This window comes from Streptomyces sp. NBC_01390, from assembly GCF_045040105.1.
Classification (GTDB): Bacteria; Actinomycetota; Actinomycetes; order Streptomycetales; family Streptomycetaceae; genus Streptomyces.
The window spans coordinates 4,275,440-4,299,751 of the sequence record NZ_CP109551.1 but is presented as its reverse complement, the minus strand read 5'-3'; the positions used below and the strand labels follow the sequence as shown (position 1 = coordinate 4,299,751).

The window sequence follows — 24,312 nt, the reverse complement described above, 5'->3', positions numbered from 1 at the left end:
AATGAGCCTTTTCAGGTTCAGGCGCACGAGGACATGCCTCACGCGCCGTTTGATTGCTTCTTGGTTTTCACTGCACGTGTGTCTCCTGCTGAGAGGGCATGAGACACAACGGCCCAGGCTACCAGTCACCCTCAGGACAGCCCAATCCGGTAGCCGGGGCCCGGCGAACCCGCCCAAACCGGTCCCCGCTCCCCGCCCGTGGGACCATGAAGCCTACGTATAGATCCGACCCGAGACCGCAGACACTGCGGACGCCTCAAGAATCAGGACCCTGCGTGCCCGCGATCCCTAGCCATGTGCCCGAGCCGAGCCGTACCGACCCGGCTCTGATCCGCAACTTCTGCATCATCGCGCACATCGACCACGGCAAGTCCACCCTCGCCGACCGGATGCTCCAGCTGACCGGAGTGGTCGACCAGCGGCAGATGCGCGCCCAGTACCTCGACCGCATGGACATCGAGCGCGAGCGCGGCATCACGATCAAGTCCCAGGCGGTGCGTCTGCCATGGGCCCCGACCGACGGTGACGGGGGCGGTCAGGGCAGGACTCACATCCTGAACATGATCGACACCCCGGGACACGTCGACTTCACGTACGAGGTCTCGCGGTCGCTCGCGGCCTGTGAGGGGACCGTCCTCCTCGTCGACGCCGCCCAGGGCATCGAGGCCCAGACCCTCGCCAACCTGTACCTGGCGATGGAGAACGAGCTCACCATCGTTCCGGTGCTGAACAAGATCGACCTGCCGGCCGCACAGCCGGAGAAGTTCTCCGAGGAACTCGCCAACCTCATCGGCTGCCAGCCCGAGGACGTGCTCAAGGTCTCGGCGAAGACCGGCGTCGGTGTGGACGCGCTCCTGGACCGGGTCGTCCGCGACGTTCCGGCCCCGGTCGGCGTCAAGGACGCCCCCGCCCGCGCGATGATCTTCGACTCGGTCTACGACTCCTACCGGGGCGTGGTCACGTACGTCCGTGTCATCGACGGCCAGCTCAACAAGCGCGAGCGCATCAAGATGATGTCGACCGGCGCCACCCACGAGCTCCTTGAGATCGGCGTCTCCTCTCCTGAGATGACACCGGCCGACGGCATCGGCGTCGGCGAGGTGGGCTACATCATCACCGGCGTGAAGGACGTCCGTCAGTCCAAGGTCGGTGACACCATCACCAGCAAGGAGAAGGGCGCCACCGAGGCCCTCGGCGGGTACAAGGACCCCAAGCCGATGGTCTTCTCGGGCCTCTACCCCCTGGACGGCTCGGACTACCCCGACCTCCGCGAGGCGCTGGACAAGCTCCAGCTCAACGACGCCGCCCTGGTCTACGAGCCGGAGACCTCCGCGGCCCTCGGTTTCGGCTTCCGTGTCGGCTTCCTCGGCCTGCTGCACCTCGACGTCATCCGTGAGCGCCTGGAGCGCGAGTTCAACCTCGAACTCATCGCCACCGCGCCCAACGTGGTCTACCGCGTGATCATGGAGGACGGGAAGGAGCACACGGTCACCAACCCGAGCGAGTTCCCCGAGGGCAAGATCGACAAGGTCTTCGAGCCGGTCGTCCGGGCCACGATCCTCGCTCCCAGCGAGTTCATCGGCTCGATCATGGAGCTCTGCCAGACCCGCCGGGGCACCCTTCTCGGCATGGACTACCTCTCCGAGGACCGGGTGGAGATCCGTTACACGCTCCCCCTCGCCGAGATCGTCTTCGACTTCTTCGACAACCTGAAGTCCAAGACCCGCGGCTACGCCTCCCTGGACTACGAGCCCACCGGAGAGCAGGACGCCCAGCTGGTCAAGGTCGACATCCTGCTGCACGGCGACCGCGTCGACGCCTTCTCCGCCGTCACCCACAAGGACGCGGCCTACGCGTACGGCGTACGGCTCGTCGCCAAGCTGCGCGAGCTGATCCCGCGCCAGGCCTTCGAGATCCCGATCCAGGCCGCCATCGGGTCGCGGGTCATCGCCCGCGAGACCATCCGCGCGATTCGCAAGGACGTTCTCGCCAAGTGCTACGGCGGTGACATCTCGCGAAAGCGGAAGCTGCTGGAGAAGCAGAAGGAGGGCAAGAAGCGGATGAAGATGGTGGGCTCTGTGGAGGTTCCGCAGGAGGCCTTCATCGCCGTCTTGTCGAGCGACGACAACGCCGGGTCGGGCAAGGGCAAGAAGTAGCCGACACCGATCCGTGGGAACCGGGAGAATGGGGGCTCGTCGCGTAGGAACGCGGTGGGCCCCCGTCGCGTACGTACCGTCGAGCCTGTAGGAAGCGAACAGTCGCTCTCTGCGGGAAGTGACAGGCCGTCGCCCCTTACGCGTCGGGCGGTCGCGCCTTACTCTGATCTCTGCTCGGTAGTTACTCGCGAGTCACTCAGGTTTCGCCTCGTGATGTGCAGGCCGGTCAAGCCCTGCTGACCTGCTTGTCTGCTGGGGGTCTGGGGGCCGTCCCCCGATAAGACGCGAAGACGCAGTAACAACAGCCGCAAATGAGCCAGCCGCCGCACTGCCGCGGGCCCCGGAGGATGTCGTGAGCGACACACAGACCTTGATCGAGAACCGTCCGCCGTCCGTCGCCGGTCTTTTCCTGGACCGCGTGGCCGCCACGCCGGACGCCGAGGCCTACCGCTACCCGGTGCCCCCGGCCGCCGGTGAGGGCCCCGACGACTGGAAGTCACTGACCTGGGCGCAGGCCGCCGAGCGGGTCTACGCCATCGCGGCCGGTCTGATCGAACTGGGGGTAGAGCCGGAGCAGCGCGTCGCGCTCGCCTCCGCCACCCGCGTCGAGTGGATCCTCGGTGACCTGGGCATCATGTGCGCCGGCGCCGCCACGACCACGGTGTACCCGCAGACCAACGCCGACGAGTCGGCCTTCATCCTCGCCGACTCCGCCAGCAAGGTGCTGATCGCCGAGGACGCGGCCCAGCTCGCCAAGGCCCAGGAGAAGCGCGCCGACCTCCCCGAACTCACCCATGTCGTGGTCATCGACCCGGCCGGCGTCGAGAGCGGCGAGGGGGTGCTCACCCTCGCCGAGCTGGAGAAACGCGGTGCCGCGTACCTGGAGGAGCACCCGAACCTGATCAAGGAGCGGGTCGGGGCCATCACCAAGGACCAGCTCGCGACCCTCATCTACACGTCCGGCACGACGGGCCGCCCCAAGGGGGTCCGGCTGCCGCACGACAACTGGGCGTACATGGCGAAGGCGACCGCCGCGACCGGCCTGATCAGCGCCGACGACGTCCAGTACCTGTGGCTGCCGCTTGCGCACGTCTTCGGCAAGGTGCTCACCTCCGGCCAGATCGAGGTCGGGCACGTCACCGCCGTCGACGGCCGGGTCGACAAGATCATCGAGAATCTGCCGGTCGTCGAGCCGACGTACATGGCCGCCGTGCCGCGCATCTTCGAGAAGGTCTACAACGGGGTCGCGGCCAAGGCGCGGGCCGGTGGCAGCGCCAAGTACAAGATCTTCCAGTGGGCCTCCGAGGTCGCCCGCGAGTACGCCAAGGCCAGCCAGGACAACTTCCGGCGCACCGGTACCGCCTCCGTGCCCTTCGGTCTCGCCGCGAAGCACAAGGTCGCCGACGCGCTCGTCTTCTCGAAGATCCGCGAGGCCTTCGGCGGCAACCTGCGCGCGTGTGTCTCCGGATCGGCCGCCCTCGCCCCAGAGATCGGCTTCTTCTTCTCCGGCGTCGGCATCCACATCCTGGAGGGCTACGGCCTCACCGAGTCCTCCGCCGCCTCCTTCGTCAACCCCGGCGAGGCCTACCGCACCGGCACGGTCGGCAAGCCGCTGCCCGGCACGGAGGTGCGCATCGCGGACGACGGCGAGATCCTGCTGCGCGGGCCCGGGATCATGGAGGGGTACCACGGGCTGCCCGAGAAGACCGCCGAGGTGCTGGAGTCCGACGGCTGGTTCCACACCGGTGACATCGGTGAGCTGTCGCCCGACGGGTATCTGCGCATCACCGACCGCAAGAAGGACCTCATCAAAACGTCCGGCGGCAAGTACATCGCGCCCGCCGAGGTCGAGGGACAGTTCAAGGCGGTCTGCCCGTACGTCTCGAACATCCTGGTGCACGGCGCCGACCGGAACTTCTGCACCGCCCTCATCGCGCTCGACGAGCCGTCGATCCTGGGCTGGGCGAAGGACAACGGGCTCGACGGGAAGTCGTACGCGGAGGTGGTGGCCGCGCCGGCGACGGTGGCTCTCATCGAGGGGTACGTCAAGGAGCTCAACGGGGGGCTTCAGCGGTGGCAGACCATCAAGAAGTTCCGGTTGCTGCCGCGGGATCTCGATGTTGAGCACGGGGAGATCACGCCGAGCCTGAAGTTGAAGCGGCCGGTTGTCGAGCGGGAGTACAAGCACTTGATCGACGAGATGTATGCGGGGTCTCGGGAGGCGTAGCGCGGGAGGGGAGGGGCGGGGGACCGGCTGCGGCTGCGGCTGCGGGCGCGGGTGCGTTGTGGCTGGTCGCGCCCGCGCGGCGGAGCCGTACATCGACGCAGCCCCCGCGCTCGCTCCTGGGCTAGAACTCATGGCCCTTGTTCAGTAGTTGGCGGAGTCCTCGGATCCGCCTCAGCAGCGCCTCGGTGCTCGGAGGGCTGTCGCCTGACAACTGGTACTCCAGCTCTGCCGGTTGGGCGCTGACCTGGCTGTCGTTGGCGTGCTCGCGGGTCAGTACGCGTTCCAGTCGCTGGTCGAGGTCGTCGCGGCGAGTAGCGGACGCGGATCGGATTGACGCAGATCGGATTGACGCGGATCGGATGCCCGAATCTGTCCGTCTCTGAGCACTTGCGTAGCACTGTTCTCACTCATGGTGGCCCACTTCGGTAACTCGGCGCTTATGGGCGTGGTCGGTCTGTCACTCTGTCCGCGTCCACTGAGGTGTATTCGTACGATCTGCTCGGGAGCTGCTGATGGGGGCCATTCCGACGCAACGGGAGACCGTGCCCCGTGTGCCGTCCCGTGCGCCCGGCGCGCCAGGTGTGCCCGCGCGCCGGGGTGCGGGTCGGCGTGCGGTGGCCCACGCCACGCTCGGCGGCGGCCCTCTCGCGCCCGGCGCCGCACGTGGACTCGTCCGCGGCGCCCTGGCCGAATGGGCCCAACTCGGCCTGACCGGCGCCGCGTCACTGCCCGACCGGCTCATCGACGACGCCATGGTGGTCGTCAGTGAACTCGTCACCAACGCCGTCGTCCACGCGGGAACGGACGTGGAGCTGCAGTGCCGCCTGGAGACGCCGGGGGAGTGGGGGGAACCGGGCGAGCTGGGCGAGTCGGAGGGCGACGGGCGTGACGAAGGGGAGGAGGAGGGGGAGGGGGTGGCCGGCGTCGCGCTTGTCGTCGAGGTGTCCGATCACCATCCCTCCCGCGCACCTCGGGACGGCGGTGCCGAACTCCCGTACGACATACCGGAGTACGGGCGTGGCCTGCGCCTAGTCTCCGTGCTCTCCGAGGCCTGGGGGGTCACCTACCGCACCGGCATCAAGACCGTGTGGGCGCGGATCCCCGCCGACGGCATGACGGTCGACGACGACCTCGACCCGTACGCCGGTACTCAGACGCTCGGGCAGGGGTTACGGGTCGCCGAGATCCTCGCCCCCGAGCCGCAGCGCGACCCGCACGACCAGGAGTGGCTCAACCACGGCGCCCTCTCCTTCCTTGCCGAGGCCTCCGACCTGCTCGCCGGACAGCTCGACGAGGACCTCGTCGCCGCGCTCACCGGACAGCTCCTCGTGCCGCGCCTCGCCGACTGGTGCGCGGTGTGGCTGGAGGACGAGTCCATGGGGCGCGGGAGCTGGGGCGACGGAGGCGGAGGTGGCGACGGGGACGGTGGTTACACCGGGCCCGGGCCACGGCTCGCCGGGGTCTGGCACGGCAGCGAGGACTCTATCGAGGAGCTGCGCCGCGCCCTGGAGAAGGACCCGCCGCGCCCGCCCGACACCACCAGAACGGGGCCGGTCACCGTGCCCTGGCCCGGCGAGGCGCTCGACGGGCACGGGGAGATCGGCTCCGCGCTCGCCTACCGGCTGGTTGCGGGCGGCCGACCGCTGGGCACGCTGGTCATCGGGCGGGCCGGGACGATCCGCTTCCCCGACGAGGTCACCGGCCTCGTCGAGGATCTCAGCCGCCGCGTGGCCCTCGCCATCGGCGCCGCCCGCCAGTACGCCCGCCAGGCCACCATCAGCCGCATCCTCCAGCGCGGGCTGCTGCCCGGCGCCGTCGCCGAGATCCCCGGCGTCAGCAGCGCCCTCGTCTACGAACCCTGCGACAAGGGCGGCCCCAGCGGCGACTTCTACGACCTCTTCCCGGCCGGCGACGGCCGCTGGTGCTTCGCCGTCGGCGACGTCCAGGGGAAGGGGCCGGAGGCGGCCGTGGTGATCGGGCTGGCACGGCCGTGGCTGCGGCTGCTCGCCCGTGAGGGGTATCGGGTCGCCGATGTCCTCGACCGGCTCAACCAACTGCTCCTCGACGACGCCACCGAGACGGCGGACGCGGCGGCCCGCGCGCTGGTCGCGGCGGACGGGCGGGCTGCGGCGCCAGTGGGTTCGGGCGGTTCGGTGGGTTCGGGCGGTTCAGGGGGGTCGGGGGGGTCGGGGGGTTCCGGCGGTCCCCTCGAACCGGCCGCGGTACGGCAGGGCGAGGGTCCGCAGACCCGTTTCCTCTCGCTTCTCTACGGTGAGCTCGCGCCCTTCGACGGGGGCGTGCGCTGCACCCTCGCCTCGGCCGGGCATCCGCTGCCGCTGGTGCTCCGGGCGAGCGGTGAGGTCCTTACGGCCGCCGAGCCGCAGACCCTGCTCGGGGTCGTCGAGGACGAGACGTACACGAGCGGAAGCTTCGAGCTGTGGCCGGGTGACAGCCTGCTGTGTGTCACCGACGGGGTCACCGAGCGGCGCTGCGGGCCCCGACAGTTCGACGACGGCGACGGGCTGGCGAGCGCCCTCGCCGGCTGCGCCGGGCTGGACGCGCAGCTGATCGCGGAACGTATCCGCCGACTCGTGCACGAGTTCGGGGAGAAGCCGCCCGAGGACGATCTGGCGCTGCTGGTGCTGCAGACCGACTGACGCGCCGGGGTGGTGAGCGGGACTTACGTGCCTGGATGGCCGCGCCCCGGTAGTGCCCATGTCATCTGTGGGGCGGGTTGTCGTGGCGGTGCTGGACAATGGAAGGCATGCCCTCCGCACTCCCCGACGGCGAACCCGTCCCCGACGACGGCGCCCTGCCCGCCCCCGCTCTCGCCGGGGCCGCGGACCGTCCCCTCGGGTTCTACCTCCACGTCCCGTACTGCGCGACCCGCTGCGGCTACTGCGACTTCAACACCTACACGGCGACCGAGCTGCGCGGCACGGGCGGTGTCCTGGCCTCCCGCGACAACTACGCGGACACGCTCATCGACGAGGTCCGGCTCGCGCGGAAGGTGCTGGGCGACGACCCCCGCGAGGTTCGCACGGTGTTCGTGGGAGGCGGTACGCCGACGCTTCTGGCCGCCGACGATCTTGTACGGATGCTGCGCTCGATCCGTGACGAGTTCGGCCTCGCGGCGGACGCGGAGGTGACGACGGAGGCGAACCCGGAATCGGTGGACGAGCGGTATCTGGCCACCCTGCGCGAGGGCGGCTTCAACCGGATCTCGTTCGGGATGCAGAGCGCGAAGCAGCACGTGCTGAAGGTGCTGGACCGTACGCACACGCCGGGGCGGCCCGAGGCGTGTGTCGCGGAGGCGCGGGCGGTGGGGTTCGACCATGTGAACCTCGACCTGATCTACGGCACGCCCGGTGAGTCGGACGACGACTGGCGGGCCTCGCTGGACGCCGTGCTCGGCGCGGGGCCGGACCATGTGAGCGCCTACGCGCTGATCGTGGAGGAGGGTACGCAGCTGGCTCGGCGTATCCGCCGGGGCGAGGTTCCGATGACCGACGACGATGTGCACGCGGACCGGTATCTGATCGCCGACGAGGTGCTGGGGGCGGCGGGCTACGACTGGTACGAGGTGTCCAACTGGGCGACCTCTGAGGCTGCCCGGTGCCTGCACAACGAGCTGTACTGGCGCGGCGCCGACTGGTGGGGCGCGGGGCCCGGGGCGCACAGCCATGTGGGGGGCGTGCGGTGGTGGAACGTCAAGCATCCCGGGGCGTACGCGGGGGCGCTGGCGGCGGGGCGGTCGCCGGGGGCGGGGCGTGAGGTGCTGTCGGAGGAGGATCGGCGGGTCGAGCGGATTCTGCTGGAGCTGAGGTTGCGGGAGGGGGTGCCGTTGGCGTTGCTGCGGGAGGAGGGGCTGGGGGCTGCGGGGCGGGCGTTGGGGGAGGGGTTGTTGGAGGCGGGGCCGTATGGGGAGGGGCGGGCGGTGTTGACGTTGCGGGGGCGGTTGTTGGCCGATGCGGTGGTTCGGGACCTGGTGGACTGAGGTGGGGGTGGGGTGTTTTCGCCCCCGCCGCCCCTACCCGTCCCATCCTGTTCCTGGGGGCTGCGCCCCCAGACCCCCGCTCCGGCCCTGAACGGGCCTTGTCCTCAAGCGCCGGACGGGCTGGGGGTGCGGGCCGGGGCTGGAGGGGTGCGGCCTGGGCTGTAGAAGCGGTGGGGGCGGGTGGGTGGGAAAGAAGTCGGCCCTGAACGGGCCTTGTCCTCAAACGCCGGACGGGCTGGGGGTGCGGGCCTGGGCTGGAGGCGTGGCCCGGCTCTGGAGGGGTGCGGCCTGGGCTGTAGATGCGGTAAGGGCGGGTGGGTGGGAGAGGAAGGTTGCGCTTAACCGGCTCTCACGTGTCCGTCGGTGCTGTGACGAAGTCGATCAGTTCCTCCACGCGGCCCAGGAGCTCCGGCTCCAGGTCCCTGTACGTTCGTACGCGGGCCAGGATCGCCTGCCACACCGCCCCCGTGTTCTCCGGCCAGCCCAGTTCCCGGCACACGCCCGTCTTCCAGTCCTGTCCGTGGGGGATCCGGGGCCAGCCGGGGATGCCCAGTGACGCGGGCTTCACCGCCTCCCACACGTCGATGTACGGGTGCCCGACCACCAGCGCGTGTTCGCTCGTCACCGACCGCGCGATCCGGAACTCCTTGGTGCCCGGGACCAGGTGGTCCACCAGGATGCCCAGGCGGGCGTCCGGGCCCGGGGCGAACTCGGTCACGATCGCGGGGAGGTCGTTGATGCCCTCCAGGTACTCGACGACCACGCCCTCGACCCGCAGGTCGTCTCCCCACACCTTCTCGACCAGTTCGGCGTCGTGCCGGCCCTCCACGTAGATCCGCCCCGCCCGGGCCACCCGCGCGCGGGCACCGGGAACCGCCACCGAACCGGAAGCGGTACGGGACGGACGTACCGCAGACGCGGCCGGTGACCCGGTGGGGCGGACCAGGGTCACCACCTTGCCCTCCAGCAGGAAGCCGCTCGGCTCCAGCGGGAACACCCGGTGTTTGCCGAAGCGGTCCTCCAGGGTGACCGTGCCCGCCTCGCAGCGGATCACCGCGCCGCAGAAGCCCGTACTCGGCTCCTCGACCACCAGGCCGGGGTCCGCCGGGACCTGCGGTACGGGCTTGGGCTTCTTCCACGGTGGGGTCAGGTCCGGAGAGTACTGGCGCATTCGGATGACGATAGGAGAAGCGGTCGCGCCGTCAGGCCACCGGCTCCCGCGACACGCCGAAACGCCTTGCCAGGGCGTCCCGTTGGGCCCGTACGAACGCCGCGTCCACCACCGCGCCGTGGCCGGGTACGTACAGCGCGTCCTCGCCGCCCAGGGCGAGGAGGCGGTCGAGGGCCGCCGGCCAGTGCGACGGTACGGCGTCGGGGCCCGCCTGCGGTTCGCCCGACTCCTCGACCAGGTCGCCGCAGAAGACGATCGTCGGGTTGGTGGTGGGGGTGGTGGGTACTACGACCGCCAGGTCGGTTCGGGTGTGGCCCGGGCCCACGTTCCAGAGGGTGGCTTGAGGGCCGCCGGGCAGTTCTATGGTGAGGCTTTTTTGGATCTGCTGACGTGGAACGACCAGGGTGTCCGCCGCCTCCTCCGCCGCGCGGACGTCCAGACCGTTGCGTACCGCGTCCGCGCGCAACGCCTCGCGCCCCAATGGCCCGAATTCGCTTCCTGAGCCGTCCTCGCCCCCTGCCGCCAGGACATGCGCACCCGCGAACGCCGCCGCCCCGAAAACGTGATCGAAATGGGGGTGCGTCAGTGCGAGAAAGTCCACACGGCGACCGGCTAGCGACTGGGCCTCCAGGCGCAGCCGTGCGCCCTCCGCGAGGCTTGATCCGGCGTCGATCAGCAGCGCGCCGCCCGGGCCGGTCACCAGTCCCACCGTGCAGTCCCAGACCGGCAGGCGGCACCGCCCCACCCCGGGGGCCAGGCGCTCCCAACCCAGGTCGCCCCACCTCGGCTCTTCCCAAGTCACCTTCATGCGGCGACGCTAGCCGCAGCAGGCGGAAGCGGGCGGAAGCAGAGGGAAGTCGTGGCGCCGAGCGGTTGCCGCGGACACGACATCGCAGGACAGGTCGGTACAGGTCGGCAGGTCGGCGCGGGCCGCCCTTGCCGGGGGTGTACCCGGCAGCCGTACACTGGGCCGGGGAAGTCTGGCACTCGGGCACGAAGAGTGCCAGGGAAGGCCAATGGAGAGCCGAAGAGACGTGCAGGTCGGTGCGGAAGCCCGGTTACCGGGGTAGGCACTCAGGGGACGACAGCTGGAGGTGTGCGCGATGCTCAGTGAACGCAGGCTCGAAGTGCTGCGCGCCATCGTCCAGGACTATGTCGGCACCGAGGAGCCGGTCGGGTCCAAGGCGCTCACCGAGCGGCACAACCTCGGGGTCTCACCGGCGACCGTCCGTAACGACATGGCGGCGCTGGAGGACGAGGGCTTCATCGCCCAACCTCACACCAGTGCCGGGCGTATCCCGACCGAGAAGGGCTACCGGCTCTTCGTCGACAGGCTCGCCGGCGTCAAGCCGATGACCGCGCCCGAGCGGCGTGCCATCCAGAACTTCCTGGACGGCGCCGTCGATCTCGACGATGTGGTGGGGCGTACGGTTCGGCTGCTTGCCCAGCTCACGCGGCAGGTCGCCGTCGTGCAGTATCCGTCGCTCACCCGGTCCACCGTGCGGCACGTGGAGCTGCTCTCGCTCGCTCCCGCGCGCCTGATGCTCGTGCTGATCACGGACACGGGCCGGGTGGAGCAGCGGATGATCGACTGCCCGGCGCCCTTCGGGGAGACCTCGCTGGCGGATCTGCGCGCGCGGCTCAACAGCCGGGTCGCGGGCCGCCGGTTCGCGGACGTGCCGCAGCTTGTGCAGGACCTCCCGGACGCCTTCGAGGTGGAGGACCGGGGCACGGTCACGACGGTGCTCTCCACCCTTCTGGAGACGCTTGTCGAGGAGGCCGAGGAGCGGCTGATGATCGGCGGAACCGCCAATCTGACCCGCTTCGGGCATGACTTTCCCCTCACTATCCGACCCGTTCTGGAAGCCCTGGAGGAACAGGTCGTACTTCTCAAACTCCTTGGTGAGGCCGGGGATTCGAGCATGACCGTACGAATCGGTCACGAAAACAAATACGAGGGACTCAACTCCACGTCCGTCGTGTCGGTCGGTTACGGTTCGGGCGGCGAGGCAGTGGCCAAGCTCGGCGTGGTCGGACCGACCCGCATGGACTACCCGGGAACGATGGGAGCGGTACGCGCAGTGGCACGGTACGTCGGACAGATCCTGGCGGAGTCTTAAGTGGCCACGGACTACTACGCCGTACTCGGCGTGCGCCGCGACGCGTCCCAGGACGAGATCAAGAAGGCGTTCAGGAGGCTCGCCCGCGAGCTGCACCCGGACGTCAACCCCGATCCGAAGACGCAGGAGCGGTTCAAGGAGATCAACGCCGCGTACGAGGTGTTGTCGGACCCGCAGAAGAAGCAGGTCTACGACCTCGGTGGCGACCCCCTCTCGCAGGCGGGCGGCGGAGGCGCGGGCGGCTTCGGCGCCGGTGGCTTCGGGAACTTCTCGGACATCATGGACGCGTTCTTCGGAACGGCGTCCCAGCGGGGGCCGAGGTCGCGTACGCGGCGCGGCCAGGACGCGATGATCCGGCTCGACATCGAGCTGGACGAGGCCGCCTTCGGGACCACCAAGGACATCCAGGTCGACACGGCCGTGGTGTGCGCCACCTGCAGTGGTGAGGGCGCGGCGCCCGGGACCTCCGCCCAGACCTGCGACATGTGTCGCGGCCGGGGCGAGGTGTCCCAGGTGACGCGGTCCTTCCTGGGCCAGGTCATGACGTCACGGCCCTGCCCGCAGTGCCAGGGGTTCGGGACGGTCGTTCCGACCCCGTGCCCCGAGTGCGCCGGTGACGGGCGGGTGCGGTCGCGTCGGACGCTGACCGTGAAGATCCCCGCGGGTGTCGACAACGGTACGAGGATCCAGCTCGCCGGAGAGGGCGAGGTGGGGCCCGGTGGCGGTCCCGCCGGTGACCTGTACGTCGAGATCCATGAGCTGCCGCACTCGCAGTTCCAGCGGCGCGGCGACGATCTGCACTGCACGGTGACTCTGCCGATGACGGCGGCGTCGCTGGGCACGAAGGTGCCGCTGGAGACTCTCGACGGGCTGGAGGAGGTCGACATCCGTCCGGGCACGCAGTCCGGGCAGTCGATTCCGCTGCACGGGCGCGGTGTCACGCACCTGCGGGGCGGGGGACGCGGTGACCTCATCGTCCATGTCGAGGTCATGACTCCTTCGAAGCTTGATCCCGAGCAGGAGAGGTTGCTGCGCGAGCTGGCGCTGCTGCGGGGCGAGGAGCGGCCCACAGGGCAGTTCCAGCCTGGGCAGCAGGGGCTGTTCTCGCGGTTGAAGGACGCGTTCAACGGTCGCTGAGCGAAGGTTCCGGCAAGGGTTCCGGCCTGATTCGGACTTGTGCGGAGGACGTGACAACATGCCGTCATGTCCTCCGCACTGACCGATCTTTTCCCTCACCCGATCGTGCAGGCACCCATGGCGGGCGGCGTCTCCGTCCCGCGGCTCGCCGGTGCCGTCGCCGATGCGGGCGGGCTCGGGTTCCTCGCCGGCGGGTACAAGACCGCGGACGGCATGTACCAGGAGATCAAGCAGCTGCGCGGGCTCACCGGACGCCCCTTCGGCGTGAACCTCTTCATGCCGCAGCCCGAGTATGCCGACCCCGCCGCCGTCGAGGTCTACGCCCATCAGCTCGCCGGTGAGGCGACCTGGTACGACACCGAGCTGGGCGACCCGGACAGCGGACGTGACGACGGCTACGACGCCAAGCTCGCAGTGCTCCTCGACAACCCGGTCCCGGTCGTCTCCTTCCACTTCGGGTTGCCCAGCAGCGACGTACTGGACTCCCTGCGGCGAGCAGGCACCCTCACCCTGGTCACCGCGACCACCGCCGAAGAGGCTCTCGCCGTGCAGCGGGCCGGTGCCGACGCGGTGATCGTGCAGGGCGTCGAGGCCGGTGGCCATCAGGGCACCCATCGTGACAACCCCGAGGCGGACGGGTCCGCCGTCGGGCTGCTCTCCCTCGTCGCCCAGGTCCGCGAGACCGTCGACCTCCCCCTCGTCGCCGCCGGCGGGCTCATGCGCGGCAGCCAGATCGCCGCCGTCCTCGCCGCGGGCGCGAGCGCCGCCCAGCTCGGCACCGCCTTCCTCGCCACCCCGGAGTCCGGCGCCCACGCCCTGCACAAGCAGGCGCTGACCAACCCGCTCTTCGTCCGTACGGAGCTGACGCGCGCGTTCTCCGGCCGGCCCGCCCGGGGTCTGGTGAACCGTTTCCTGCGCGAGCACGGCCCGTACGCGCCCGCCGCCTATCCCGAGGTCCACCACCTCACCTCGCCAGTCCGCAAGAAGGCCGCCGCGGCCGACGACGCGCAGGGCATGGCGCTGTGGGCGGGACAGGGGCACCGGCTGGCCCGTGAGCTTCCGGCCGGGGAACTGGTGAGGGTGCTGGTGGACGAGATCGAGTCCGCGCGGGCCGCGCTGCTGGGCGGGGGTGAGCGTTCGTGACCGCTCCCGTGTTCGTCGTCGAGCAGTTGCCCGATGTCCGCCAGTACGTTCTCGACGGGCCCGAGGGGCGCCACGCCGTCTCCGTGAAGCGGCTGCGGGCCGGTGAGAGCGTCGTCCTCACCGACGGCGCCGGGCGCTGGGCCGAGGGCGAGGTCGTCGCCGCCGAGGGCAAGGACCAGCTGGTGCTGCGGCTCGGGCCGGTCGTCGAGGAGGCCGCCCAGTCTCCTCGTATCACCGTCGTCCAGGCTCTTCCCAAGGGCGACCGGGGCGAGTTGGCCGTCGAGACGATGACCGAGACCGGCGTCGATGCCATCGTTCCCTGGGCCGCCTCGCGGTGCGTCACGCAGTGGCGGGGGGATCGTGGGCTGAAGGCGCTCGCCAAGTGGCGGGCCACCGCCCGGGAATCCGGCAAGCAGTCGCGCCGGGTGCGGTTCCCGGAGGTCGCGGACGCCGCGTCGAGCAAGCAGGTCGCCGCGCTGCTCGCCGAAGCCGACTTCGCCGCCGTACTGCACGAGGACCGCGAGTACGGCAGCGCCGCGCTGGCGACCGCCGAACTCCCCTCCACCGGTGACATCGTGCTGGTCGTCGGGCCCGAAGGCGGCGTCTCCCCCGAGGAGTTGGCCCTCTTCGAGGAGGCGGGGGCAAAGGCGTACCGGCTCGGGGCCAGTGTGCTGCGTACCTCCACCGCCGGGACCGCCGCGACGGCGCTGCTGCTCGGCCGCACCGGACGCTGGTCCTAGGGCCTTAGCGTCCTGGTTGTTGGGGGCGGAGGCCGACGCCTGTCCGTATCCGCTCTTCCGTGTCGGCGACTGCGGTGGCAGGCTGCCTTTCATGGGGGCATTGAGGCGGATTTGGCATCGGCCGAGCAGACACCGCAGGGTGGTCGCGGTGGCCGGACTCGTGGTGGCCGTCGGGGGTGGAGTCGTCGCCTGTGATCCCGGTGGGCTCAGCTCGGCCTCCGTGGCCTTCACCACCGACCGGACGGCGACCAAGGAGCTGGAGCGGCGGGACGTCGACGTCCAGTGGCTCACCTGCACGGCCTCGGTCGGCGGCGGCAACGGCAACAAGGCGTCCACGTCCAGGAGTTCGCCTTCGCCGAGTGAGGCCACCGTCGCCGACGTCGACTGCCGGGGCAGGACCACGGACGGCAAGGACATCACCGTCACCGGCAAGGTGACACGCGCCGTCGACGGCAGGTGCGTACGCGGGAACCTCGTCGCCAAGGTCGCCGGCAAGCAGCGGTTCCGCGTCAGCGGCCTCGGCGACTGCGACGCGCCCAGCACCCCGACGCGCACCACACCCGCCACCTGGCAGCCGCCGGACAACGGGCGGCCCGCGCCGACCGTCACTGTCACCGTGACGAGGACCATCTGGTGCCAGAAGGACCCGAACTGCCAGCCCGTCGAGGGCAAATGAAGAGGCGAAGAGAGCGCCGGGGTCGTGGTGGATTGCGTATGAAGTGATCCAAGCCCCTGTCAGCGGGCGTGATCGTTGCCTAGGGTGATCGGGTGACTCAGCCCTCTTCGCCTGCGTATCTCCGGTTTCCGCATCTGCACGGCGACTCGGTCGCCTTCACCGCCGAGGACGACGTCTGGGTCGCCCCGCTCGACGGCGGCCGGGCCTGGCGCGTCAGCGCCGACAACGTGCCGGTGAACCATCCCCGTTTCTCCCCGGACGGCACCCGTCTCGCCTGGACCTCCACCCGCGACGGCGCACCCGAGGTGCATGTCGCCCCGATCGACGGCGGGTCGACCAGGCGGCTCACCTACTGGGGCAGTTGGCGGACCCAGGTGCGCGGCTGGACCCCGGACGGGCTGGTCCTCGCCATCAGCACCCAGGGGCAGGCCAGCCTGCGCCGCTCCTGGGCGAGGGCCGTGCCGCTCGACGGCGGACCGGCAACCGTGCTGCCGTACGGGCCCGTTGGTGATGTCGCCCAGGGTCCGGCGACCGTTCTCCTCTCCGCTCCCATGGGACGCGAGGCCGCCTGGTGGAAGCGTTACCGGGGCGGTACGGCGGGCAAGCTGTGGATCGACCGGGACAGTCAAGAGGGCGAAGGCGCCGGGGAGTTCGTCCGGCTCCATGCCGACCTCGACGGGAACATCGAGTATCCGGTGTGGGTGGGGGAGCGCATCGCGTTCCTCTCCGATCACGAGGGTGTCGGGGCGCTGTACTCCTCCCTGGCCGACGGCTCCGACCTGCGACGGCACACCCCGGGTGGGGGCACCTCCCGTTCGAGCGAAGCCGAGAATGGGGGAGGTTTCTACGCCCGGCACGCCGCGAGCGACGGCAGCCGTGTCGTCTACTCCTCCGCCGGTGAACTGTGGCTCCTGGACGACCTGGACGGGTCCGAGCCGCGGCGGCTCGACATCCGGCTCGGCGGGCAGCGCGCCGATCTCCAGCCCCGTCCGGTGAGCGCCTCGCGCTGGTTCGGGTCCGGAGCGCCCGACCACACCGGGCGTGGCAGCGCCATCGGTGTGCGCGGCTCCGTGCACTGGGTCACCCACCGGTCCGGTCCGGCCCGGGTGCTCGCCTCGGGGCACGGTGTACGGGCCCGGCTGCCCCGCGCCTTCCGCGTGGACGGCGAGGAGTGGGCCGTGTGGGTGACGGACGCGGAGGGCGACGACGCACTGGAGTTCGCCCCGGCGACCGGCACCGCACCGGGGGCCACACCGCGCCGGCTCGCCGCCGGACAGCTCGGCCGGGTTCTCGGCCTGGCCATGGCGCCCGACGGCAGCCGGGCCGCCGTCGCCTCCCACGACGGGCGCGTGCTGCTCGTCGAGCGTGAGTCGGGGGAGGTGCGCGAGGTGGACAGCAGCGGCGACGGTGATGCGTCCGGGCTCGTCTTCTCGCCCGACTCCGCCTGGCTCGCCTGGTCCCACCCCGGGCCGAGTCCGCTGCGTCAGCTCAAGCTCGCCAACACCACCGACCTGTCGGTGACCGAGGCGACTCCGCTGCGGTTCCGGGACTACTCACCCGCGTTCACCGCCGACGGCAAGCACCTGGTGTTCCTGTCGGCGCGGTCCTTCGACCCCGTCTATGACGAGCACGTGTTCGACCTGGCCTTCGTCGGCGGCTCGCGCCCCCACCTCATCACCCTCGCCGCGACCACGCCCTCGCCCTTCGGGCCCCAGCGGCACGGGCGGCCCTTCGAGGCACCGGACAAGGACGAGACGCCCGACAGCGAGGGGGCGCCGGCGACCCGTATCGACCTCGACGGGCTGGCCGACCGTATCGTCCCGTTCCCCGTCGAGGCCGCCCGCTACTCCAACCTGCGGGCCGCCAAGGACGGCGTGCTGTGGCTGCGCCACCCCGTGCGGGGGGTTCTGGGCTCCTCCCGGGCCACGCCGGACGACCCCGACCCGAAGACCGAACTGGAGCGGTACGACCTCGCCCAGAACCGTATCGAGCACCTCGCCGGGGACGCCGACCACTTCGCCGTCAGCGGCGACGGCAAGCGCGTCCTGCTGTGGACCGACGGCAAACTGAAGGTCGTACCCAGCGACCGGCGCGCCTCGAACGACGACGAGAGCGACACCAACATCACCGTCGACCTTTCGCGCGTACGGCAGAGCGTCGACCCGGTCGTCGAATGGCGGCAGATGTACGCCGAGAACGGCCGCATCATGCGCGACAACTTCTGGCGCGCGGACATGAACGGCACCGACTGGGACGGCGTCCTCGACCGCTACCGCCCCCTCCTCGAACGCGTCGCCACCCATGACGACCTCGTCGACCTTCTCTGGGAGGTCCAGGGCGAGTTGGGCACCTCGCACGCCTACGTCACCCCGAGAGGCGGGTACGGCAGCGGCGAACGGCAGGGGCTGCTCGGCGCCGACATCTCCCGTCACACGGACGGCCCCCAGGACACCCCGCTCTGGCGCGTCGACCGCATCCTGCCCGCCGAGACCTCCGACCCCGACGGCGTCTCCCCGCTCGCCGCACCCGGCGTCGCGGTGCGCCCGGGCGACGCGATCCTGGCGATCGCCGGACAGCCCGTCGACCCGGTGACCGGCCCCGGCCCCCTGCTCGTCGGTACGGCGGGCAAGCCCATCGAGCTGACCGTCTCGCCGTCCGGCGGCGGCGACGCGCGGCACGTGGTCGTCGTACCGCTGGCCGACGAGGAGCCGCTGCGCTACCACGCGTGGGTCAACGACCGTCGGGCGTACGTCACCGAGAGGTCCGGCGGGCGGCTCGGCTATCTGCATGTTCCCGACATGCAGGCGCCCGGCTGGGCCCAGATCCACCGCGACCTGCGGATCGAGGTCGCGAAGGAGGGCCTGATCGTCGACGTCCGCGAGAACCGGGGCGGCCACACGTCCCAGCTGATCGTCGAGAAGCTGGCGCGCCGGATCGCCGGCTGGAACCTGCCGCGCGGGCTACGGCCGTACAGCTACCCGGAGGACGCGCCGCGCGGGCCCGTCGTCGCCGTCGCCAACGAGTTCTCCGGCTCGGACGGGGACATCGTCAACGCGGCGATCAAGGCGCTGGGCATCGGCCCCGTGGTCGGTACGCGCACGTGGGGCGGCGTCATCGGCATCGACAACCGCTACCGGCTCGTCGACGGGACCCGGGTCACGCAGCCCAAGTACGCCTTCTGGCTGGAGGGTTACGGCTGGGACGTCGAGAACCACGGCGTCGATCCGGATGTCGAGGTCGTGCAGACCCCGCAGGACCACGCGGCCGGGCGGGACGTCCAGCTGGACGAGGCGATCCGGCTGGCGCTGGAGTCGCTGGCGGAACGGCCGGCGAAGACGGCGCCGGGGTTGCCGGAGGTGTAAGGGGCCTTGAATCGAAGCCCAGTTGACTAGGCGGTCCTCGCTGCGACGCGTTGCAGAGAGGACCGCGAGGGGTATCGGCTAAGGGTGGGTGATCGTGGTCACGCCGATGAAGACCACCACTGCCCACACGGTCACGAGCGCAGTGGTGAAGGCGACCGACTTCCACTGCTTCCGGCGGGCCGGGAAACAAGCTGAGACGCCGTCACGGGATTTCACGTGCTTGCCTCCCTGCATACTGGTCGGCGCGGGCAGTGGCAGACACACGCGCACACCAGGTATCGCAGACCCGCTACGCCGCTTTCACGGTGTTCGCCGTCTCGGCACCGGTCGTGGGTGCCGATGGTGCAGGAGCCGGACAGGTAAGAGGGGTCCGGCGCCCAGGCCTGGTCGTGGGCGTTGCTCACTCGACTGTCTCCCCGACGGTGTTGGTCGCCGGGTAGAGCGGGATCAGGTTCCATGCGCCGCCCCGCGAGCCCCGGTGGTCACCAGCGTGCTCTTTGACAAGCACGCACGCGCCGCTCTCGCTGAAGATCGGTGCGCGGTACAGCAGCGAGGCGCGGACTGTGCCGCACGTGTCTGTGTTCGTCCCCGGCGTGGTCATCGGACCCCGCTCGCGAACGGAACCGTGTTGCTGTTGCGGTTGTCGAGGTGGAAGTGGGCAGCCAGGACTAGAACGTGCCGCCGCCTCCATCGCAGCACGCGTTCGCGTGCTGTCCAGCCGGGCCGTACCCGCGCGGTACGCGGTGCTGCAATCGTCTCTGGAATTTGGTCGTCGAGAGCGGGCAAGTACGGCCGTGACAGACGGGATGCGGAACCGTCCAGCGTTCCCCGGTCCGTGCTGTACGGCGACCGGCGCAGGGCCGGTACTTGCGCCGCCAGGTGCGCCCGATCTCTTGCCTTTCTGTCTGCGTGATTGCTGGACATGCCAGTTCGGTTCGGTTCTGGGTGCGTCTGCCGCCGCTTACCGGTGGCTGGGAGCACCCAGCGCAACAGGGGCAGCAGCGCCGCCCCGATCAATACAGCCGCGCTACGCTCGCGCATGTCGTCAACCTCCCAGGGTTGGTGGCCATGCCCCGGGGGTCCTGACCGACTCGCCGGGGTCTTCTGGTGGCAGCTGACTGTACGCCAACTTGGCACGTCTTGGTACGTCTCTACTCGTGATATGTCGACCTATGCTGACCCGAGTTGACCTCTTACGCTCCAACCATGATCGAGATCGACCGGGAGAGCATCACCCCGATGTACTTGCAGTTGGCATCCGTCCTGCGCGAACGCATCCGACGCGGCGTCATTCCGGTCGGCCGACGCATCCCCTCTCACTATGAGTTGGAACAGGAGACGGGTGGGGCGGTAAGTCGCCGCACCATCAAGTCGGCTATCGAAGTGCTTGCGGCAGAGGGGGTCGTTCGAGGTGTCCAAGGTAAAGGCGTGTTTGTCATCGCGAAGCCCGGGCCGCCCCGGTCGGTCGGTGGATCCGAGGGAGGGGAGTCCATCGGTTGACCTCCTGACGGCCAGCTGAAGTCGGTGCTTCAGTGCCCCAGTTGTGAGTCGTCGAGGCGGTCCATGATTCCGCCATATGAGATGTGGCGTCTCGAATCATGTATCGCAGCCGCATTATGTAGCGAAATTGAGAAAGTGATCAAAGTCACATTTGCTTGACGTGAAGGTTTGGGAAAATTCAAGATCGCCCCTTGTCTGTGAAAAATAAGTGAGACTCGGGGGTGGGGGCGGTGTCGGCTGAGGTGTGGCGTCGAATACGTCACAGCGTTTACGGAGCGGCGGTCGTGGCGTCGCTCATCACAGCCGTCCCGGTTCTCGGGGGACCGGCTTCAGCGCATGCGCCAGCTGGTTTGACTGCGCCATCCGAAGAGCTCTCTCCGGAGTCCAGAGCCGCTGAGTTGGCAGCCGAATCCGGTGAGCGGGTAGAGATCGCCCCGGAAACTACCGAGGTCTCTCAGATTTTCGCGAATCCTGACGGCACTTTCACCCAGGAGACGAGCGCCGCACCGGTACGTGCGAAGCAAGGTGACGGTTCCTGGGCTGACATCGATACCACCCTCGTGCGCGCCGTAGACGGCACGATCAGGCCCCGCTCCACAGCGACTCAGGTCGAGTTCTCTGGCGGCGGCGCTGGCAGCGAGATGGTTACCTTGGACAACCATGGCCGTGAACTGGCCTTTGGCTGGCCGACAGCGCTTCCGGAACCGCAACTTGACGGCAGTGTTGCGACGTACGCCGAAGTGCTCCCTGGTGTGGACCTCAAGCTGACTGCCGTCAGCAGAGGGTTCACCCTAGGTTCTGGTCGTCAAGAATGCTGAGGCCGCGACCAATCCCGCGTTGACGAATCTTCAAATCACCACTGAGGGCGAGGGCTTGAGCCTGGTGCCGGGAGCTGACGGTGGGTTTGTCGCACGCGACGAGAACGGGGCGAAAGTCTTCGAAGGCCCCGCCGGGCGTATGTGGGACTCCGCCGGGGACGCAGCGCAACGCACGGCTCCTGCCGTCACGCGCATGCGTGCGGCTGCAGTGTCAACTAGCCCTGAACCGCGGGGAGACGGCGGCCCGAACGATCCCGCAGCCGGGCCGGGGCCAGGGGACACGAGCGCGGACGTTGCGCTGAAGATCAAGGGTGACACCCTGGAACTCGCCCCGGACCTGTCGCTCCTCCGGGGCAAGGACACCGTCTACCCCCTGTATGTAGATCCGCCGACAAAGGGCGTCGTGCGGGGTGACTGGACCGCTCTCTCCTCTGACGGGGACAAGTTCTGGGAGTGGGACGGGGACAAGGGAACCGGCCGCTGCTCCAACTACGACGGTTATCTCTGCTCTTCCTCCCCGTACACCCAGCGTCTCTACTTCGAGTACCCGCTTTCCTCGCTCTACGGCAAGAAGGTTCTTGACGTCACGTTCTCGGCCTATCAGACGTGGACCTTCACGTGTGATCCGCGGTGGTACGACCTGAGTCTTGTCAACAAGGACATCTCTTCTTCCACCACGTGGTCGGGCCGTCCGGTTGCCAGCGACCTCATGGGTGATCGCAATGTCTCCTACGGCCGTGGTGGGCTGTGCAGCCCGTCGCAGCCGGCGAACTGGGTGCGTTTCAGCGACAACGTGGCCGATGAAGCGGACGAGAACCTCACCTTGAAGGTCCGCGAGTACGTGGAAGCGAAGAAGGCTGCCATCACGTTCTCCCTGACCGCTCACGACGAGTCGAACGCCGCCGCCTGGGCACGTTTTCGGGACGACGCCCAGCTCTCGGTGACCTATGTCTCGTATCCGGGCAAGCCGACGACGGTCGGTGTCCAGCAGGGCAATGCGGGCCAGGCCTGCAACACGTCCACGCTTCCGCTCGCCACGAGTGACACCACGCCGAAGATGATCGCCACCGTGCAGTCGGCGGACGGCTCCAATTCCCAGCTCCGTGCGGCGTTCGAGGTATGGAAGGCGGACGGCTCCAGCCGCGCCTGGTCTGCGGCTTCTCCCAGTGAGGCGTGGGTGGCCGATAACGCCAAACGCGATGCCTCCCCGACAACCGCGCTGGCTCCGCAGTCCGACTACCGGATGCGCGTGAAGACCCAGGCGTACTTCAAGTCGGACCGTGGCAGCACCGGCGTTCTGGATTCGGCTTGGTCCTCCTGGTGTTACTTCCGGGTGGACACCGACCAGCCGCCACCGCCCATCGTGACCAGCGCGGACGGTCTTTACCAGCCGAGCGAAACCAATCCGGCGTCAGGAGCGGTGGGCACCGCTGGCAGGTTCACGTTCACCCCGGCCGACACGAACGCGAGCACGGCCGGTATCCAGTCCGATGTCGTGACGTACAAGTGGCGCCTGAACAGCGGCGCTGTCTCCAGCCCGATCAACGTGGCCAAGGGCGCATCGACGACGGTCTCGATCACTCCGAACCAGGCCGGTGAGAGCACCATCCAGGTATGGGGATACGACGCCGCCATGCACAGCTCGGATACCGGCTCCTACAGTTTCCTGGTCAACGATGCGGAGAAACCCACGGGAATCTGGCACCTGGACAACAGCGGTGCGGACAGTACGACGGCGACGCAGCACCCACTCACTCTGTCCTCGGCCTCTTCTGGATCCGGGTACTCACTTCTGGAACGGGGTGGAACACGCTCGCTGAGGATCGACGGTTCCACGAGTTTCGCCCAGACGCCGACGGCTGTCCTGGACACGTCGAAGTCGTTCTCCGCCTCGGTCTGGGTGCGTCTGCAGGACACCGCGCGCAACTACACCGTGCTGACCCAGGCGGGCACGAATGCTTCTGGTTTCCAGCTGTCGTATTCGTCGGCGCACAACGCCTGGGTCTTCAGTCGGCACGGAAGCGACATCAGTAGCGCGACGGTCACTCGTTCCATTGCCACCAAGCCGCCGGTGTTGAACGCATGGACCCATCTCACCGGGGTCTACGACGCCGCCGATCACACCATTCAGCTCTACGTCAACGGGCGCGCGCAGGGTGAGCCGGTCAAGTTCACCACCCCGTGGACGGCGAGCGGGGCGCTCCAGGTAGGCAGGCTCCGTTACGACGGCACCTGGGGTGAGTACTTCAACGGCCGCATCGACGAGGTCAAGGTCTGGGCCCGTGCCTTGGCCGACACCGAGGTTGTTCAGGATGCCCGTCTGGAGGACGAGGACATCAGCGACGACACGGCAGGCGACCCGATCACCACGCTGCTCGGGGAATGGGACGCGACCGACACCACCCGCGCTCAGGGAACGACGATCACCGACCGTTCCGAATACATCCGCCCCATGACCCTGAGCGGCACGACTCTGGGCATTGACCCGGACACGGCCGACAACGCGGACCTGGGACTGCCCACCCGTCAGGTGATGACCCTGAACGGAACGAGTTCCTACGCCACGACCGACGGCCCCCTGGTCGACGACACGGGCTCCTTCACCGCCACGGCCTGGGTCCGGCTCGACGGCACCAAGCTGTCCGACACCACCAAGGCCTACTCGCTCCAGGTCTTCGGCCAGCCGGGAGCCACCCAGTCCTCCTGGGGCCTGTGGTACGAGCAGCCAGCAGGAGATAGCGCCGGCAGGTGGAAGTTCGGCCGTCCCAGCAAGGACGGCACGGGGGCCACCTGGACCACCCAGGACTCGGCTGTCGCACAGAAGAACACGTGGGTCCGGCTGACCGTCGTGTACGACGCGCAGTACGCCAGCGATGACGACGCGGATTCCACGAAACGTGGCGCGATCCTGCTCTATGTCGACAGCGGGCGAGTGGCCAGCGAGGACGGCAGCGCCTACATCGCCCCATGGCAGGGGACAGGAAAGTTCGAAGTGGGACGTGGCCGGATCGACGGCGCCGCATCCCGCTACTTCCCTGGCCATATCGCCAACGTGCGGGTCTGGGCCGGGGCGATGGACGACGGCACGATCGCCGATCTCTACAACGCCGAGCAGTGACCAGCGGCGGTGTCCGGGCGTCCGCCCGGGCACCGATCGGCTCCCCACCTCTTCATCCATTCCGCCAGGGATACCTCCCACGTCCGGAAACGGAAACCCACCGTGTCTGCCTCATCCCTCTCCCGCGTGCGGAGACCGAGCCCTCCG

16 protein-coding genes are annotated in these 24,312 nt (G+C 69.3%); 13 read left to right on the top strand and 3 right to left on the bottom strand.

Going from position 1 to position 24,312, the window contains the following annotated elements; translation table 11 throughout:
• Positions 1-275: 275 nt before the first annotated feature.
• The 4 genes from lepA to hemW all read left to right on the top strand — a co-directional run bounded on the left by lepA (position 276) and on the right by hemW (position 8,380).
• Positions 276-2,156: a translation elongation factor 4 gene (gene lepA, locus OG241_RS19160; RefSeq protein ID WP_405816748.1), complete on the top strand. Its 1,881-nt coding sequence runs from the start codon at positions 276-278 to the stop codon at positions 2,154-2,156.
• 352 nt (positions 2,157-2,508) lie between these two features.
• A complete protein-coding gene (locus tag OG241_RS19155; protein ID WP_405816747.1) occupies positions 2,509-4,383 on the top strand; it encodes an AMP-dependent synthetase/ligase in 1,875 nt (624 codons plus the stop codon).
• A 512-nt stretch (positions 4,384-4,895) separates the two neighbouring features.
• The gene (locus OG241_RS19150; protein WP_405816746.1) at positions 4,896-7,040 is read left to right on the top strand and encodes a SpoIIE family protein phosphatase; all 2,145 of its coding nucleotides are present in this window, start codon (positions 4,896-4,898) and stop codon (positions 7,038-7,040) included.
• A 107-nt stretch (positions 7,041-7,147) separates the two neighbouring features.
• Positions 7,148-8,380: a radical SAM family heme chaperone HemW gene (gene hemW / locus OG241_RS19145; RefSeq protein WP_405816745.1), complete on the top strand. Its 1,233-nt coding sequence runs from the start codon at positions 7,148-7,150 to the stop codon at positions 8,378-8,380.
• A 349-nt stretch (positions 8,381-8,729) separates the two neighbouring features.
• On the opposite strand, the gene OG241_RS19140 is transcribed toward hemW, so the two are convergent.
• Positions 8,730-9,551, bottom strand: coding sequence for a DUF3097 domain-containing protein (locus tag OG241_RS19140; RefSeq protein ID WP_405816744.1), 822 nt, complete (start codon positions 9,549-9,551; stop codon positions 8,730-8,732).
• Positions 9,552-9,582: 31 nt separating this feature from the next.
• Positions 9,583-10,359, bottom strand: a complete 777-nt coding sequence (locus tag OG241_RS19135; RefSeq protein WP_405816743.1) for an MBL fold metallo-hydrolase — start codon at positions 10,357-10,359, stop codon at positions 9,583-9,585.
• Positions 10,360-10,654: 295 nt separating this feature from the next.
• Here OG241_RS19135 and hrcA point away from each other — a divergent pair, with 295 nt between their 5' ends.
• From hrcA to OG241_RS19105, 6 genes are all read left to right on the top strand, one after another.
• Positions 10,655-11,671, top strand: a complete 1,017-nt coding sequence (gene hrcA / locus OG241_RS19130; RefSeq protein WP_405816742.1) for a heat-inducible transcriptional repressor HrcA — start codon at positions 10,655-10,657, stop codon at positions 11,669-11,671.
• A complete protein-coding gene (gene dnaJ / locus OG241_RS19125) occupies positions 11,672-12,808 on the top strand; it encodes a molecular chaperone DnaJ (protein ID WP_006376132.1) in 1,137 nt (378 codons plus the stop codon).
• Positions 12,809-12,874: 66 nt separating this feature from the next.
• On the top strand, positions 12,875-13,951 hold the full coding sequence (locus OG241_RS19120; RefSeq protein WP_405816741.1) for a nitronate monooxygenase: 1,077 nt from the start codon (positions 12,875-12,877) through the stop codon (positions 13,949-13,951).
• The gene (locus tag OG241_RS19115; protein ID WP_405816740.1) at positions 13,948-14,691 is read left to right on the top strand and encodes a 16S rRNA (uracil(1498)-N(3))-methyltransferase; all 744 of its coding nucleotides are present in this window, start codon (positions 13,948-13,950) and stop codon (positions 14,689-14,691) included. Before OG241_RS19120 ends, OG241_RS19115 begins: the two co-directional genes overlap by 4 nt.
• A 91-nt stretch (positions 14,692-14,782) precedes the next feature.
• The gene (locus OG241_RS19110; RefSeq protein WP_405816739.1) at positions 14,783-15,367 is read left to right on the top strand and encodes a hypothetical protein; all 585 of its coding nucleotides are present in this window, start codon (positions 14,783-14,785) and stop codon (positions 15,365-15,367) included.
• 92 nt (positions 15,368-15,459) lie between these two features.
• Complete coding sequence (locus OG241_RS19105) at positions 15,460-18,729, top strand: S41 family peptidase (protein WP_405816738.1); 3,270 nt, start codon at positions 15,460-15,462, stop codon at positions 18,727-18,729.
• 78 nt (positions 18,730-18,807) lie between these two features.
• On the opposite strand, the gene OG241_RS19100 is transcribed toward OG241_RS19105, so the two are convergent.
• Positions 18,808-18,945 carry a hypothetical protein gene (locus OG241_RS19100; protein ID WP_405816737.1) on the bottom strand — a complete coding sequence of 46 codons (138 nt, stop codon included), beginning with the start codon at positions 18,943-18,945 and terminating at the stop codon, positions 18,808-18,810.
• 990 nt (positions 18,946-19,935) lie between these two features.
• Here OG241_RS19100 and OG241_RS19095 point away from each other — a divergent pair.
• The 3 genes from OG241_RS19095 to OG241_RS19085 all read left to right on the top strand — a co-directional run bounded on the left by OG241_RS19095 (position 19,936) and on the right by OG241_RS19085 (position 24,165).
• A complete protein-coding gene (locus OG241_RS19095) occupies positions 19,936-20,229 on the top strand; it encodes a GntR family transcriptional regulator (protein WP_405816736.1) in 294 nt (97 codons plus the stop codon).
• Between the two features lie 284 nt (positions 20,230-20,513).
• Positions 20,514-21,047, top strand: coding sequence for a hypothetical protein (locus OG241_RS19090; protein WP_405816735.1), 534 nt, complete (start codon positions 20,514-20,516; stop codon positions 21,045-21,047).
• 193 nt (positions 21,048-21,240) lie between these two features.
• Positions 21,241-24,165, top strand: a complete 2,925-nt coding sequence (locus OG241_RS19085) for a LamG domain-containing protein (RefSeq protein ID WP_405816734.1) — start codon at positions 21,241-21,243, stop codon at positions 24,163-24,165.
• Positions 24,166-24,312: the final 147 nt, after the last annotated feature.